13 protein-coding genes are annotated in these 14,349 nt (G+C 71.9%); 7 read left to right on the top strand and 6 right to left on the bottom strand.

Translation table 11 applies throughout. From position 1 onward, the window contains the following. Positions 1-25 precede the first annotated feature (25 nt). The 3 genes from ACFRCG_RS47455 to ACFRCG_RS47445 form a co-directional block, all read right to left on the bottom strand. The gene (locus tag ACFRCG_RS47455; RefSeq protein ID WP_380042905.1) at positions 26-484 is read right to left on the bottom strand and encodes a hypothetical protein; all 459 of its coding nucleotides are present in this window, start codon (positions 482-484) and stop codon (positions 26-28) included. Positions 485-618: 134 nt separating this feature from the next. Continuing rightward, on the bottom strand, positions 619-783 hold the full coding sequence (locus ACFRCG_RS47450; RefSeq protein WP_380042904.1) for a hypothetical protein: 165 nt from the start codon (positions 781-783) through the stop codon (positions 619-621). Positions 784-964: 181 nt separating this feature from the next. Beyond that, positions 965-1,936, bottom strand: a complete 972-nt coding sequence (locus ACFRCG_RS47445; RefSeq protein WP_380042903.1) for a universal stress protein — start codon at positions 1,934-1,936, stop codon at positions 965-967. A gap of 308 nt (positions 1,937-2,244) precedes the next feature. Here ACFRCG_RS47445 and ACFRCG_RS47440 point away from each other — a divergent pair, with 308 nt between their 5' ends. Next, positions 2,245-3,564 (top strand): phosphoribosyltransferase family protein, encoded by a 1,320-nt coding sequence (locus ACFRCG_RS47440; protein WP_380042902.1) that lies wholly within the window; start codon positions 2,245-2,247, stop codon positions 3,562-3,564. A 21-nt stretch (positions 3,565-3,585) separates the two neighbouring features. Here the strand turns inward: ACFRCG_RS47440 and ACFRCG_RS47435 are convergent, their stop codons facing one another. From ACFRCG_RS47435 to ACFRCG_RS47425, 3 genes are all read right to left on the bottom strand, one after another. Next, on the bottom strand, positions 3,586-3,801 hold the full coding sequence (locus ACFRCG_RS47435) for a dihydrofolate reductase family protein (RefSeq protein ID WP_380042901.1): 216 nt from the start codon (positions 3,799-3,801) through the stop codon (positions 3,586-3,588). Between the two features lie 37 nt (positions 3,802-3,838). Further along, positions 3,839-4,654, bottom strand: coding sequence for a class I SAM-dependent methyltransferase (locus ACFRCG_RS47430; protein WP_380042900.1), 816 nt, complete (start codon positions 4,652-4,654; stop codon positions 3,839-3,841). A gap of 183 nt (positions 4,655-4,837) precedes the next feature. Further along, on the bottom strand, positions 4,838-6,067 hold the full coding sequence (locus ACFRCG_RS47425) for a glutamate--cysteine ligase (protein WP_380042899.1): 1,230 nt from the start codon (positions 6,065-6,067) through the stop codon (positions 4,838-4,840). A 523-nt stretch (positions 6,068-6,590) separates the two neighbouring features. On the opposite strand from ACFRCG_RS47425, the gene ACFRCG_RS47420 reads away from it, so the two are divergent. The 6 genes from ACFRCG_RS47420 to ACFRCG_RS47395 all read left to right on the top strand — a co-directional run bounded on the left by ACFRCG_RS47420 (position 6,591) and on the right by ACFRCG_RS47395 (position 14,305). Next, a complete protein-coding gene (locus ACFRCG_RS47420) occupies positions 6,591-8,009 on the top strand; it encodes a VWA domain-containing protein (RefSeq protein WP_380042898.1) in 1,419 nt (472 codons plus the stop codon). Further along, the gene (locus tag ACFRCG_RS47415) at positions 8,006-8,935 is read left to right on the top strand and encodes a hypothetical protein (protein ID WP_380042897.1); all 930 of its coding nucleotides are present in this window, start codon (positions 8,006-8,008) and stop codon (positions 8,933-8,935) included. The genes ACFRCG_RS47420 and ACFRCG_RS47415 overlap by 4 nt, the downstream gene beginning before the upstream one ends. A 212-nt stretch (positions 8,936-9,147) precedes the next feature. Then, a complete protein-coding gene (locus ACFRCG_RS47410) occupies positions 9,148-10,263 on the top strand; it encodes a glutamate-cysteine ligase family protein (protein WP_380042896.1) in 1,116 nt (371 codons plus the stop codon). A 136-nt stretch (positions 10,264-10,399) separates the two neighbouring features. Beyond that, positions 10,400-11,131, top strand: coding sequence for a hypothetical protein (locus ACFRCG_RS47405; protein WP_380042895.1), 732 nt, complete (start codon positions 10,400-10,402; stop codon positions 11,129-11,131). A 211-nt stretch (positions 11,132-11,342) separates the two neighbouring features. Further along, entirely contained in the window at positions 11,343-12,215 is an 873-nt protein-coding gene (locus tag ACFRCG_RS47400; RefSeq protein WP_380042894.1) for a hypothetical protein, read from the top strand. A gap of 134 nt (positions 12,216-12,349) precedes the next feature. Then, positions 12,350-14,305, top strand: a complete 1,956-nt coding sequence (locus ACFRCG_RS47395; RefSeq protein ID WP_380042893.1) for an endo-1,3-alpha-glucanase family glycosylhydrolase — start codon at positions 12,350-12,352, stop codon at positions 14,303-14,305. Positions 14,306-14,349 lie beyond the last annotated feature (44 nt).

Below are 14,349 nucleotides of genomic sequence, written 5' to 3'. Positions count from 1 at the left end.
GCACCCGCTCCGGCAGTGCCCCCCGCTACTCCGGTGGTGGTGGCGGTGGCGAGCGCCGCGCCGCGGGCTTCGGCGGCGGACCCAAGCCCTCCGGCGGCTCCGGCGGCCGTTGCGGCGCAGGCGCCGTCGGCTCCCCACGCACATCCGCACGCTCGGTCCGGGCCGGATCCGCCCGCCACTCGTGCGCGGTCCGGTAGCGGGCCAACCGGCCGTCCCGGTCGTAATCCCCCACGCGGGCCGCGGAGTTGCGCCGCCGCGCCCGCGTCCGCATGCCCGTCGCCACCATCGCCAGCGCCGCGCAGAACAACAGCGCCAGCGCCAGACCCGCCAGGAACGCCGCCAGCGTGTCGAGGGTGACCATGTCCGTGTCGAACATGCTCACCGTGTACTCGGGACCCCCGGAGGTGTTGTACGCGACGAGCAGGGCCGCGAACGCGACACTCGCCGCCGCGACGAAGAGTCCGATGACGATCACGACGCTCACATCCGTTCCGCTCGGGATTGCGTGCGGCACCCCCACCCGTCAACGCTACGCCCGTCTTCGGGGCCGCCCCAACCCGTACCGGACCCGCTCGCACCGCGTCCCCGGCCCGGCACACGCCGACACGATCGCCGAGGTCACACGGGCTGCGGCTCGGGCTCCGGGCCCGGCTCCGGTTCGGGCGTGGGCCCCGGTCGCGGCGGCTCCGGCTCCGGCACGGGCACCGGCTCCGGGCCCGGGCCCGGCCAGGGCGTCGGTTGCGGCGGGCGGGTATCCGGGTCCACCGGCATGGGAATGGTCATCGCTCTGTCTCCCTCGCATCACTTTCCGGGTTCGCCCCGGGGCCTCCCGTCCGTCTCCCGCTCGGATGGCTCCCGACGCGTCCCCGACGGCTCTCGTGCTCCGAGCACTCCATCGCCCGCCTACCCGGATCGCGCACCGCGACGCGTCCACGACCCGCCCGTACCCGAGCCCACCACGCGCTCACCCGACGTCGCCGCCCTGCGGAACGATCACCAGCGGCCCGGGAGCGTGGTGGATCAGCCCGTTGGTGACCGAGCCCAGAAGCATGCCGCGGAAACCGCCCATTCCCCGACTGCCCACCACCAGACACAGCGCGTCCGCCGCCGCATCCGCCAACGCGCGCACCCGATGGCCCAGAATCGTCACCCGCTCCACCGACACGTCCGGATACTTCTCGCCCCACCCCGCCAGCGTCTCGCCCAGCCGGACCAGCGCCTCCTCCACCTCGGCCTCGCTGCCGAACGCGGCCACCATGCTCGCCGTCGGCGGCCGCACGTGCACCGCCCGCAGGCCCGCGCCGCGCAACGAGGCGGTCTCGAAGGCGTACCCGACGGCCCGCTCGCATCCGGCCGACCCGTCGACGCCCACCACCACCACCGGCGGCTCCCCGGTGATCGGCTCGGGCCCACGTACCACCGCCACCGGACACGGCGCGTGCGCACTCACCGGAACCGCGATGCCGCCCGTCGTCAACAACTCGGTGAACGCGGACAATCGGCGCGACCCGAGCACCAGCACACTCGCCTCACGCGCCTGCACCCGCAACACGTCCACCGGCCGCCCGTCGATCGCGGCCGTGGTCACCGCCACGTCCGGTCTGCGCTTGGCCGCCACCACCCGCGCCTTGTCCAGCAGCGCCTCGTCGGCCGCGCGCCGACGTTCGGCCCAACTGCGGCGCACCACGGGGACCCCGGCCTCGGGATACGTCTCGACCGACCAGTCGAAGACGTGCGCGCGATGCAGCCGACCGTCGTGCCGGCTCGACTCCGCCGCGGCCTCCACGCCCGCCGGATCGGCCGGCCACTCCGACGCGTGGACCAGGTGCAGCGGCAGCGCGTGTCGGGCGGCCTCGTCGGCGGCCCAGGAGACGGCGAGCATGCCCGCCGCCGAGTTCTCGACTCCGACCACCACGGGCCGACGTCCGGTTGTCATGACAGCTCCCGGTAACCCTGGGAACCCCCCTCGATGGCGATGCTGTCCCCTTCCACTGTCTCTCGTCCGTCCGCCGTCTGTCTCGCGTGCGCGTCCCGTCGTCGCGACGACGGGCACTCGGTGCGCCGGAGTCGCAGAATCGAAGGAGCGGGACGAGCCGAGATCGGCGACCGCGATCACCCACCGCGCCCGCGCCGGAACCACCCGTGTCGGGTCGACCGCCGCCGATCGCCCGGGCCGCCTCCCCCGGAACCGCCCCCACGGCCCGAGCCCCGGCCTCTTGCCCGCGTTCGCACGGAGGAGGAACCATGCTCTTCACCGATCGAGTCGACGCGGGTCGACAACTCGCCGCCGGGCTGACCCACCTCGCCGGCGAGGACGTGATCGTCCTGGGCCTGCCCCGAGGCGGGGTACCGGTCGCGGCTCAGGTGGCCGAGGCCCTGCACGCACCCCTGGACGTATGCCTGGTGCGCAAACTCGGCGTGCCGTCCCACCCCGAACTGGGCATGGGGGCCATCGCCGAGGACGGGACGCTCGTGCTCAACGACCGCGTCGTGCGCGGCTCGCGCGTCTCCGCGACCACGTTGCGAGACATCGAAGAGCGCGAGCGGGCCCTGCTGGCCGAGCGCGCGCACCGCTACCGGGACCGCCGACCACCCCCCGAACTCGCCGACCGCACCGTCCTGATCGTCGACGACGGCATCGCCACCGGATCCACCGCCCTCGCCGCCTGCCGCACCGTCCGGGCCCGCGGCGCCGCCCGCGTGGTCCTCGCCGTGCCCGTCGCGCCGTCCGGCTGGTCGGCGGGAGCGGACGCCGACGAACTGGTCTGCCTGCACAACCCCCTCGGCTTCATGGCGGTCGGACAGTTCTACTCGGACTTCTCCCAGACCACCGACGAGGAGGTCGTCGACTGCCTGGCCCGCGCCGCCGCCCGGAACCCGACACCGGGCCCGTCCGGCGGGGCCGGCCCGACGGACGAGGACGTGGACCTGCCCGTCGGCGCCGTGCGACTGCGCGGCCGGCTCACCGTCCCCGCCGGAGCCGACCGCATCGTGGTGTTCGCCCACGGCAGCGGCAGCAGCCGGCACAGCCCCCGCAACCGCTTCGTGGCCGACGTCCTCAACCGGGCCGGCCTGGGCACCCTGCTCTTCGACCTGCTCACCGAAACCGAGGAACAGGCCCGAGGCAACGTCTTCGACATCGAACTCCTGGCCGCACGCCTGGTCGCCGTCACCCGCGAACTTGGCGAACGACCCGAGGCCCGGGCGGCGAGCGTCGCCTACTTCGGCGCCAGTACCGGCGCCGCCGCCGCGTTGTGGGCCGCGGCCGACCTCGGCGACCGGGTGAGCGCCGTCGTCAGCCGCGGCGGCAGGCCCGACCTGGCCGCGCCCCGCCTGCCCGAGGTCACCGCCCGTACCCTGCTCATCGTCGGCGGCGACGACACGAGCGTCCTCGCCCTGAACGAACAGGCCCGCGCCCGGCTGCGCTGCGAAAGCGAGCTGGCGGTCGTACCTCACGCCGGCCACCTCTTCGCCGAGCCCGGCACCCTCGCCGCCGTCGCCGACCTGGCCCGAGCCTGGTTCACCGCCGGCCCGCACCACCGTGCCCCGACGCCGGCGTCCTGACCACACCGGGTCGCTCCAAAGTCACCCCGCGAATCCCCCGCGGACGCGGTCGTAGACGAGGCACAGCGTGCCGTGTTCGCCCGCGGATCGCGCCGTGAGCGTCCACTCGGCCGTCGGCAGGCCGTCCTCGAACAGGCGCGGGCCGCCGCCGAGGAAGACCGGGAACACGGTGAGCGCCAGGCGGTCGACCGCGTCCGCGGCCGGCAGTGCCTCGATCACACCGGCGCCGGCAAGCACCAGGATGTCGCCGACTCAGCCTTCGAAGAGCCTGTTATCAACGCGCCTTGCGGCAGAGGATTTCTCCGTGTTGTACCGAGAACCAGCCGTCCTCGCGACCGCCCCACCGTCGCCAGGCGTTCGACACCGCGTGCAGTTCGTCGGGGGTCGCGTGGCCGGCGGCGACGGCGCGGTCGGCGTAGGCCGAGGCCAGGGTGCGGTCCGCCCACAGGTCGCTCCACCAGGCGCGCTCCGCCGGGTCGGCAAAGCACCACGTGCTCGACGAGGCGGTGACGTCGGGGTAACCGGCTTGCAGCGCCCAGGACTTGAGCCGCCGCCCCGCGTCCGGCGCGCCACCGTTGGCGCGGGCCACCCGCAGGTACAGGTCCAGCCATTCGTCCATGCCGGGCACGGGCGGGAACCAGACCATCGCCGGATAGTCCGCGTCCCGGGCGGCGATGAACCCGCCCGGCTTGGTCACCCGGTACATCTCCCGCAGGGCCCGCACCGGGTCGCCCACGTGTTGCAGCACCTGGTGCGCGTGTACGACGCAGAACGTGTCGTCCGGGTACTCCAGGGCGTGCACGTCGGCGACCGCGAACTCCGTGTTGTCCAGCCCGCGTTCGGCGGCGGTGGCGCGCGCCCGGTCCAGGATGTCCGGCGCGTGGTCGACACCGGTGACCCCGCCGTCGGGGACCAGTGCCGCCAGGTCGGCCGTGATGGTGCCCGGCCCGCACCCGATGTCCAGGATCCTCATGTGCGGTTCGATCCGGTCGAGCAGGTAGGCCGCCGAGTTGGCGGCGGTCCGCCAGGTGTGCGAACGCAGCACGGATTCATGGTGCCCGTGTGTATATACCGCGGATTCCTTCGACATGACGCCCTCGCTTCTCGCGATCCCGATTCGCCGATGCGCCTCACGGTACGCCGTCATGTCGAATAATGAGATTTAGGTATCAAGATGTGGACAGACATGGTTCGCGGCAAAGCAAAACGGGTGCACGAGAATCCGTGCACCCGTTCCGGCAAGCGCTCACTCACTGCCGCGAGACCAGCAACATCAGGCAACCAAAGTGGGCGTATCGGTCACCAGCTCCACGCTCGCGTCCACACCCGAATCCGCACCCTCTCCCTCACCCACCTCGCCAGAACGCTTCTTGCGCGCGACCCCGTTCGCCCCCGCACCCGCGCTCGCACCCGGCATCTCGCCGAACGACACCGTCTGCGCCCGCAACAATTGCGCCGCCGCCCGCGGCGACGGATCGTCCATCCGAAGCTGCTGCGCCGCGCTGCTCCCGGCATCCAACATCCGCTTGGTCACGGCGCGCACGAAGGCGAAGTCCCCCGCCGCGACCAGATCCGGCATCAGGTTCTCGATCAGCGTCCAGATCACCGTGCGCGCCGAGTCGCCGGCCATCGTCGTCGGATCGATCAACTGACCTTCGAGACCCGAGCGCGCGGCCCGCCAGGTCGCGGCGCGCAGCCAGGCCGGCGAGTGCTGCGGAGGTCGTTCCCCGGCTTCGACGGACCGGATCGCGCGGTGCACGAGGGCGCGGAAGAGCACGGCGATGAGCACGGACGTGTCCACGTCCGGACAGGCGTCGCAGATGCGCATCTCGATCGTCGGCACGTGCGAGGACAGTCGCAGGTCCTGGTAGTGCATGCCGAGGTCGAGGATCACCCCCGAGCGGACCAGGCCTTCCAGCATGGCGTCGTACTCCCGGGCCGACGCGAAACCGTCGGCCGGGCCCGCCGACGGCCAGCGTTGCCAGAGCATGTTGCGCCAACTCGCGTATCCGGTGTCGGTACCGAGCCAGTAGGGGGAACTGGCCGACAGCGCGAGGAGGGTGGGCAGATGCGGCGAGATCCAGGCCATCGCCCGCGCGGCCACGTCGCGGTCCTCGATCCCGACGTGGACGTGCATCCCGCAGATCACCTGCTCGTCCGCCACCAGGGCGTAGTCGCGTTTGATCGCGGCGTAGCGGTCGCCCGGGGCCTGGGGCGAGTCCGCCAGGTCCATCAACGGCGCGGTGCCCGAGGCGATCACGGCCACGCCGATCTTCTCGGCCGCACGGGCCAGGAGGCTTCGGGAGGCGATCAGGTCGGCGCGCAGGTCGGCCAGTTCGCGGTGTGGTTGGCTGTTGGTCTCGATCGACGCTTCCTTGGCCTCACCGGTGAAGCCGGCCGCCGGGAGCTCGGCGAGCAGTTCCGTACCCGCCGGGCTCAACCTCCCCGTCCGACGGTCGACGATGTGAAACTCTTCTTCGACACCCACAGTCCGAATCGACATGCGTCCCCTTGAGATGTGTCCAGTGTCGGCTGCACGTGTTCCGCCGCCCGCGTGTGTTCCCTCGGCCGGACAGCCATGGCGTCGGTACCGTCCCGTGCCCTCGACGGTCGGGCCGCCCCCGTGGTCGAGCGAAGTCGGCGGGCCCTCGGGCGGGTCGCCGAAACAGCCGAAATCCGTTGGCTTGCAAGGCCGTTGGACAAGACTGCGACTTGGTGACCGTGCTGCCAAGACCCGCTGGGTCCACGAAGTCTTACGCTGAGCAACGGCGCTTCTGGGCCTGTGGTCGGGAACCGGGCGCGGGCACCGAGGCCGACCGACGCAAAGCCCAACCCAACACCAGGCCCGCCCTCGGCGCCACCTCTTCGCCGCTGGTCGCCGGTCGGGAGGCCGAGCGTGCGGCCGGCTCTCCGCTCGCGCAATCCGGCTATCCGCCTCGCTCTTCGGCGTTCAGGATGAGCCGGACCACGATCGGTGCAGCGAGTCCGATGGGCCTTCCCTCTTGGCATCGGAGGTTCCGGCTCCCATGATCGACTCTGTGATCCGATACCTACGCGCTTGCGCGGCCGTGACATCGGCCGCGCTGTTCCTCGCGCTGTGCGGGCCCGCTTCCCTGGCGACGGCCGATCCGGCGCCGCAGAGCACGTCGGAGCCGGCCAAGGTGGAGTTGGTACTCGACCTTTCCGGCTCGATGAAGCAGAACGACGCCGGCGGCGGGCAGACCCGTCTGGAAGCCGCCAAGCAGGCGGTGAACCGCATCCTCGACACGGCTCCGGCCACCGCGCAGGTCGGCATCCGCGTCTACGGCTCGACCTACTCGGGAACCGACAAGGTCCAGGGGTGCGCCGACACCCGCCTCCTGATGCCGGTCGCGACGCCGACCGCGGCGGCCAAGAGCACGGCCCGGCAGCAGGTCGCCGAGTTGACCGCGATCGGATTCACCCCGATCGGCAACGCCTTGCGGGCCGCCTCGAACGACCTCGGTACGCAGGGCGAGCGGCACGTGATCCTCGTGTCGGACGGCGAGGACACCTGCGCGCCGCCGCAACCGTGCGAGGTCGCCAAGGAGTTGAACGCGGGCGGCACCAGATTGACGGTGGACGCGGTCGGCTTCAACGTCTCGGGAGCGGCCCGCGACCAGCTCAAGTGCATCACCACCGCCGGCGGCGGGGCGTACGCCGACGCGAAGGACGCCGACTCGCTGGTGTCCGGCATGACCGGTCTCTTCCGGCGGGCCGCGACCCCGTACGCGGCCTCCGGACGCCCCGTCCAGGGCGCCACGACCGGTTGCCCGAACGCGCCGATGGTCGAGGACGGCCAGTATCTCGACGCGTTCACCACCAGCCGCGACCTCTGGTATCGCATCCGCAAGAGCCCGGACGAGGACCTGGCCATCGGCGCCACCGCCATCTTCTCGGAGCGCATGCGCCACGAGGACAGTCGGGAGAACTCGGCGTTCCTGACCCACCTGTTCATCCGCTCCGGTCCGCCGGACCTGCCGCAGAGCTGGCTCCTGAGCGAGGGTGTGGCCCTGGAGGCGAACAACATCGTCACCACCGGCGCGACCGGCGGAAAGCACAACACGGCCAAGGCGCCGGACGGCATCGGCTGCCTGCGGATCTCGCACAACGCCGAGGTCGACCCCCAACGTCGGATCCTCCTCGAACTCCTGATCAGCCATCCGAAGCGGGCGGACGCCACGCGGCCCGACGACGCCCCGGCCGTCATCCCCACCACCGGCGCCACCGCCGGCGCGAACGCCGAGATGCCCTCCGGGGGTTCCACCGACGACTCCCGCGCCTCGGTGGCCGCCCGCGCGGCCGACGACGACAACGCTCCCGGCACCACGACCACCGTCGCCCTCATCGCCGGCGCCATCCTCCTCGGCGGCGCCCTGGGCTCCTTCGTGGCCACCTCCTCACGCCGCCGTCGGAGCCGAACATGAGCCGCATACCGGGCATCCGTCGGGCAATCGCCGTCCTGGCCGCCGTCACCGCCCTGACCGCCCCGATCGCCCTCACCGGCACGGCGGCCGGCGCCGAACCCCCGGCGGCGGCCGAGGCCGCCGGCGGCTATTCGTTCAACGGCGCGGGCACGCTCGTCTCCGGCGTGCATCGGGAGAGCCTGGTCGTGGGCGACTTCCTGTTCTGGCGCGTGTACGTGCAGGCGGGCCAGAAATTGTCGGTCAAGGGTTCCGTCGACATCCCGACCGACTTCCCGCACAAACAGGGCCCCCGCTTCGTCGTCAACCTCTACAACCCGCTGCGGGAGGCCATCCCGAACACCGCCGCCCCGCCGAACCAACTCACGCCCGGCACCTCGCGTCTGGAGGTGTCCTCGGGCGCGTGGACCGTGGGCGACGGCAAGAAGTACGAGAACTTCGACGGGACGAAGGGCTCCTTGAAGGAGTTCAAGGACGACCACTACGCGCTGCGCGGGCCGTACTACATCCAGGTCTCGATCTCGGGCGCCCAGGGACCGCAACGCGGCGTCGTCGTCCCGATCACGCTGGAAGTATCCGTCGAGGGTGTGCCCGTGCAACACCCGGATGAGCCGATCGATCCCGACAACGGAGCACAGACCCGAACGCCGCCCCCCGCCCAAGGCCGCCCCGTCGCCGACTCGACCGCACACGCGGCGGCCCGGACCGGCGACGGCGACACGTCGTCCGCCGCCTCCGACTGGGGCATCCCGGTCGGCGCGACGGTCGCCGCGTTCCTGGTCGCGACGGCCGCGGGCTACGCACTGCGCCGCAGGTCCGCCGCATCCGCCCCGGTGCCCGTCTCCCCGTGGAGCGCGCACGCGCGGCCGGCCACACCTCCGCGAGACCTGCCGCCGCGGCCGCCCGGCAGCCCGCCCCCGCCGAACTGAACCGCACCGGACACCCGGGCTACCGGAGGATTTACCCATACGTGGTAACCACCCCGTCCTTCTGCCCCGCTCGGCCCGTGGCGACGATGGGCTCCGTTGTTCCGGACGCCGATCGGATGGGTCCGAGGCGGCAGGCGACGAGACGGGGTGCCCGCGGACACGGGTTGCCCGGACCTCGTCGGCGCCCTGCCGAGGCCGATGAAGGGGTCACTGTGCTCAAGCTGGGTATCGAAGAAGAGTTCCACGTCGTCGACTTGGCCACCAAACGGGTGGTCCCGTCGGCACGCGGGCTCCTGCACCGACTTCCGATCGGCGCCTTCGTCGGCGGGGGCACCTCTTCGACGATCCGGCTCGTCGGTTCCGCGCACCACGAACTCGGCGACTTGCGCGGTGAGTTGGTGGCGCTGCGCGGAATCCTGGTACAACGCGCCGCGGGCCTGCACCTGGGCGCGCTGGCAAGCGGAACCGCACCCCTGGCGAACGCGAACCGGACCCCGGACGCGAACCGGGAGTTCCCGGAGCACAATCATCCGTACCGCGACCCGGAACCCGCCGACGACCCGGTCACCTGCGGCATGTTCGTCCGCGTCGAGGCCGAGGACCGCGAGGTGGCGACCCGGGCGATCGCGTGGATCATGCCGCATGTCCCCACGCTGTTGGCCCTGTCGTCGAGTTCGCCGTACTGGGCCGGCCGCGACACGGGCCACGCCAGTTGGCGCTGGAACCGCCCGGAGGTCTCGGCCCCGACGAAGGCCGCACGCGGTGTCGGCGGCACGACGTCGCCACGCGAGACGCCGCGCCTTCCGCTCCGCCTGTCGGCGCACGCGCCCATGCTCGAACTCCGCGTCTGTGACGCCATCGCCGACGTCGAGGCGACCGTCGCGATCGCGGCCCTGTTCCGCGCGCTCTACCGGTACGCCTCCCGTGCCGTCGTCGCGCACCGCACGCCCCCCGCGGCCTCGCCGACGATCGCCCTGGACGCGATCCGCCACGCGGGGCGCTCCGGGCTCGCGCACGACCTGATCGACCCCGTGGCCGCAGTGACACGTCCTGCGGCCACGGTGGTCCGTGCCCTGGTGGCCGACATGGCCCCGTACCTGCGCGAGACCGACGACCTCGACCGGGTCGAGACCGCGATCGAGCGGGTGCTCGCGGAGGGTTCCGGTGCCTCGCGCCAGCGCGACGCCGCGCGCCGGGGCGGCCTGTCCGCGGTCGTGGACCGGGAGTTGGCCCGTACCATGGCCTGCGTGGTCGTCACCGACACCGCTTCGGCTCCCGCCTCCCCGGCGCTCGACGCCGGCTCGGCGCTCGGCACCGCCGTCCGGTAGCCGACCGGCGATCGACCCCCCGGCGGACACCCCGGCCCGGGGTTCGGCGAACTCCCCTTATTACCATGGGGTTTACCCATCGCTGATGCCCGTCGCGGCCTGTTGTCGACCGATCGCCCCGGCGCAACATTCGACCATGTCTCAGACAACGCAGGACCCCACCCGAGAACGCGAATCCAAGGTCGTCACGGGTGGGCGCGTCAGACGCCCCGGCCTGCTCGTGGGGGTGGAGGGACTGGAGGCGTACGAGGTGAGTTCGGCGCTGCTGCGGTCGATCATCTCACCCCCGCGCATCTTCGTCGGATCCACCCGCGAACCGAACGCCCGGCCGGACTTCGCCACCTTGATGGCGCTGGCCGAGGCGGTCGGGGGCGACCCGTACATCAGGGGCGGACGGTCCGCCTCGGAGACGCTGACCCTGATCGCGATGCAGGCCCACCGCTACGAATCCGCCCGGCTGTTCCTGGCCGCCGGACGCACCGTCGTCGAGCAGCGCGGCGTCTACACGGCGGCCGTCGAGGACGCGGTCGCCCGCCACCCCGGCGACGTCGACCGGGCACACCGCAGCGCGCGCCGGTTCCTGGAGACCGTCGCCGAATGGCGACCGCTCCCCGGTGTCGTGCTGATCAACGTGGACGAACCGGAAGCCGTCGTCGAGCGATTGCGCGCGCAGGACCACGAAAAACTGCTCGACCCGGTGCAACTCCACCACAAGGCCGTCCTGTTCGAGCGGCTCGCGCACGACGACGCGGCTCGCTTCCGGGTCTTCGACCGACGCGAGTCGACCGACGCCGCGTCCACCGAGACGGCGGTACGGGATTGGGTGGGCCGGGTGTTGCCGGAAGGCGTCGGCGCCCAGTCGGCCTGACGGCGGACGACGAGGACGGCAAGGACCGCGCACGGCGGCTACCCGCGCGTATACCCGTCCCGGGTGACCGACTCGCCCTTCCTCGCACCCACGCACGGCGCGAACCTGCCCCCGGACTCCTTCCGACCGCGGATGGAGTCGTCACCCCTCACCCAGCCCGGGGAGCAGCACAGTGCAACGAAGTCACACCGACACGACGATCAGACGAAGGGTGTCCGGCAGGTTCGCCGCGGGCCTGGGCGTCGGCGCCGTGGCGCTGGTCGCGACCGTGGCCGGCGCCGGCCCCGCCCACGCGAGCGACGACGACGCCAAGGCGTGCGGGACGGTCGCCATCGAATGGTCCGTCGACAACGGCAAGACCTGGTCCAAGGCGGGCCTGTTGGGTTCCCTCGCGACCAAGGTGAGCGTGCGCGTCGCCGGCAACGTACCGAAGTCCTGCACGTACAAGGTCACCCTCGCCGCGTACAGCGCGGACGGCCCCACCTGGAAGACCTCGGGGGTGCAGCGCTATCTCGGATCCCGCACGGTGTCCCTCACCGGTGCGCACCCCACCGCCGCCCTCGACATCACCCGCTACGCGCCGCCGTGCTTCGGCCAGATCGACCTGTACGGCAACGACAAGGTCTTCGACGGGAAGGCCAATCCGCTGCCGCGTTATCCCGACGCGAAATTCCCGACCGACCTGATCGCGGGGTGGAACGGCGGCAAGGAATGCGCGCCGTCGTCGCCGAAGCCGTCGACCAAGCCGCCGACCACGGCCCCGCCGACCACCGCCGTGCCCAGTACCGGTGCGCCGACCTCGAAGCCCAGCCCCTCGACGTCCGCCACCACGACGTCGAAGCCCCCGTCCACCTCACCCTCGGCGTCGACCTCGACGTCGGCGTCGGCTCCTCCCGACGACCAGCGAACCCCGCCCGCCTCGGGCGATGCGCCGGGTCAACTGGCCCACACCGGCGCGAGTGACGGCGTGTTGCGGATCGCCGGCGCGTCGGCGGCCGTGCTCGTCTCCGGGGTCGGCGCACTCCTGCTGATCGGCCGCCGCCCCCACCGACGCGACCCCCGCCGGCCGGGCGCCGCAGGCTGACCGCCCGCTCCCGACGTCGCACCGCGCCGGCGTCCCCTTCGGGGCCGGGCCGGGTCATGTCGTGGCCCGATTCGGGCCCCTGCCGATCGCGGATGAGTCGACGTCGATTGCCTCGAAGTACCGTGGAGGGCTTCTTGCGATTTCGTTCGCTCAAATTCGTGTTGCCCGCGTTCCTGTTGGTCGGCGGTGCCGTCACCTTCGGGGTCGCGTCGGGTGACTCGGACAACTCCAAGGCCACGGTGCCCACCACAGAGAACGCCTATGTGAGTCAGGTGGCTCCGGCCAAGACCCACGACTCGCAGACCTGGCTGTCGGTGTGTCCGGAGACCTGCGAGGGGCTCGCGCGCTCCGAGCGTCGCGCCTTCCTGCGGTTCACCGTCGCGGGCGTGCCCGCGGGCGCCCGGGACGTGCGGCTGAGTCTGGACCTGTACTCGGCCCGGACCACCGACACTTCCCTACGGGTGCACAAGGTCACCGGTGCCTGGTCGGCGAAGACGCTGACCTGGAACCGGCAGCCGGCGTTCGGGGACGAGGTGGGCTCGCGCGACGGGTTCGCCGCGGGGCAGGTCGGCTCCATCGACGTGTCCTCGACGTTCACCGGCAACGGGTCGTACACCTTCGCGCTGACCGCGGCCAAGGGCGCGCAGGGCGTGTTCCAGTCCACGCGCGCGGGGGCCGCCCAGGCTCCCCGGCTCTCGGTCCGCTGGACCGATCCGTCCACCCCCACCACCGGAGCGCTGCCCTTCGAGATGCCGTCCACGGCGGCACTGCGCGCGAGCGAGAAGAAGGTGTACGCGCACTACTTCACCCCCTACCCCGCCTCCCTCGACAACAAGGAGCCGAATCAGGACTACTACCAGCGCAATTACCTCGACCCGGCGGGCGAGAACGGCAAGCACGCCGCCTACGGAGGTCTGCTGCGGGATCGGCCGGCGCCGCGCGCGCCACTGCCCGGGGATTGGCAACTCGCGGACATGCAGCGGGAGATCCGGGACGCGACCGCGGCCGGTGTCGACGGCTTCACCGTCGACGTATTGAACACCGCCGGTGCGCACTGGAGCAGGCTCAAGACGCTGATCAAGGCGGCCGAGAGTACCGATCCCGGCTTCACGATCGTGCCGATGCCGGACATGACCTCGCTCAAGGACGTCACCCCCGCCGGTCTCGCCGCGTCGATGGCCGACCTGGCGTCCTCCGCCTCCGTCCGGCGTCTCCCGGACGGTCGGGTGGTGATCTCCCCCTTCAAGGCGGAGCAGCAGACGCCACAGTGGTGGGGGCAGTTCATCACCACGATGGAGAAGTCCCATCAGACCAAGGTCGCCTTGGTCCCGGTGTTCCTGAACTTCTCGGCGAACGCCGACAAGTACGCCTCGGTCAGCTACGGGTTCTCCAGTTGGGGCAATCGCAGTCCCAACCGCCAGGGCAACATCCGGTCGGACATCGCCAAGGCGCACAGCCTCGGCAAGATCTGGATGCAGCCGGTCGCGGTGCAGGACGAGCGTCCCAACCAGGGGATCTACGACGAGGCGAACAACACCGAGAACCTGCGGGTCTCCTGGGACAACAGCATCTCCGGCGGCGCCGACTGGGTGCAGCTGACCACCTGGAACGACTACTCCGAGGGCACCCAGTTCGCGCCCTCGGCCAACTCGGGGCACACCTGGGTCGACATCTCGGACTACTACCTGGTCCGGCTCAAGACCGGTGCGTGGCCCACGATCACCCGGGACACGGCGTATCTCACGCATCGCGTGCAGTTCGCCGCGGCCCGCCCGACGGGCGGTCAGACGAAGTTGATGACCCCCAGGGCGGGGACCGACCCGCCCAGGGACTCGGTGGAGGTGCTCACGTTCCTCGTCGCCCCGGCGACGGTGAACGCGACGATCGGGGGCGCCGGCCAGAGCTACCAGGCCGCCGCCGGTGTCCAGGCGAGGCTGTTCCCGCTCGCCTACGGCACCAACTCCGCGTCGATCGTGCGCGGTGCGGCCACGGTCGCGACGGTGTCCTCCGCACACGTGGTGCGGAAGGACTTCGCCGCGCAGGATCTCGGCTACCGAGGCACGAGCAGCGGCCGGCCCGGCGCCGGCTGACGCGTCACGGCAGGGAGTACGACCGGCGGGGCCGGGTCCGAACG

This window comes from Embleya sp. NPDC056575 (assembly GCF_042793325.1).
Classification (GTDB): domain Bacteria; phylum Actinomycetota; class Actinomycetes; order Streptomycetales; family Streptomycetaceae; genus Embleya.
Note: the sequence above shows the minus strand (reverse complement) of the source record. Positions and strands in the feature narration are given on the sequence as shown.

Bases quoted from the DNA above. Each gene is read 5' to 3' on its own strand.
- ACFRCG_RS47425 (WP_380042899.1), bottom strand. From the start codon at position 6,067: ATGTCGATTCGGACTGTGGGTGTCGAAGAAGAGTTTCACATCGTCGAC.
- ACFRCG_RS47420 (WP_380042898.1), top strand. From the start codon at position 6,591: ATGATCGACTCTGTGATCCGATACCTACGCGCTTGCGCGGCCGTGACA.
- ACFRCG_RS47445 (WP_380042903.1), bottom strand. From the start codon at position 1,936: ATGACAACCGGACGTCGGCCCGTGGTGGTCGGAGTCGAGAACTCGGCG.
- ACFRCG_RS47440 (WP_380042902.1), top strand. From the start codon at position 2,245: ATGCTCTTCACCGATCGAGTCGACGCGGGTCGACAACTCGCCGCCGGG.
- ACFRCG_RS47430 (WP_380042900.1), bottom strand. From the start codon at position 4,654: ATGTCGAAGGAATCCGCGGTATATACACACGGGCACCATGAATCCGTG.
- ACFRCG_RS47415 (WP_380042897.1), top strand. From the start codon at position 8,006: ATGAGCCGCATACCGGGCATCCGTCGGGCAATCGCCGTCCTGGCCGCC.
- ACFRCG_RS47450 (WP_380042904.1), bottom strand. From the start codon at position 783: ATGACCATTCCCATGCCGGTGGACCCGGATACCCGCCCGCCGCAACCG.
- ACFRCG_RS47405 (WP_380042895.1), top strand. From the start codon at position 10,400: ATGTCTCAGACAACGCAGGACCCCACCCGAGAACGCGAATCCAAGGTC.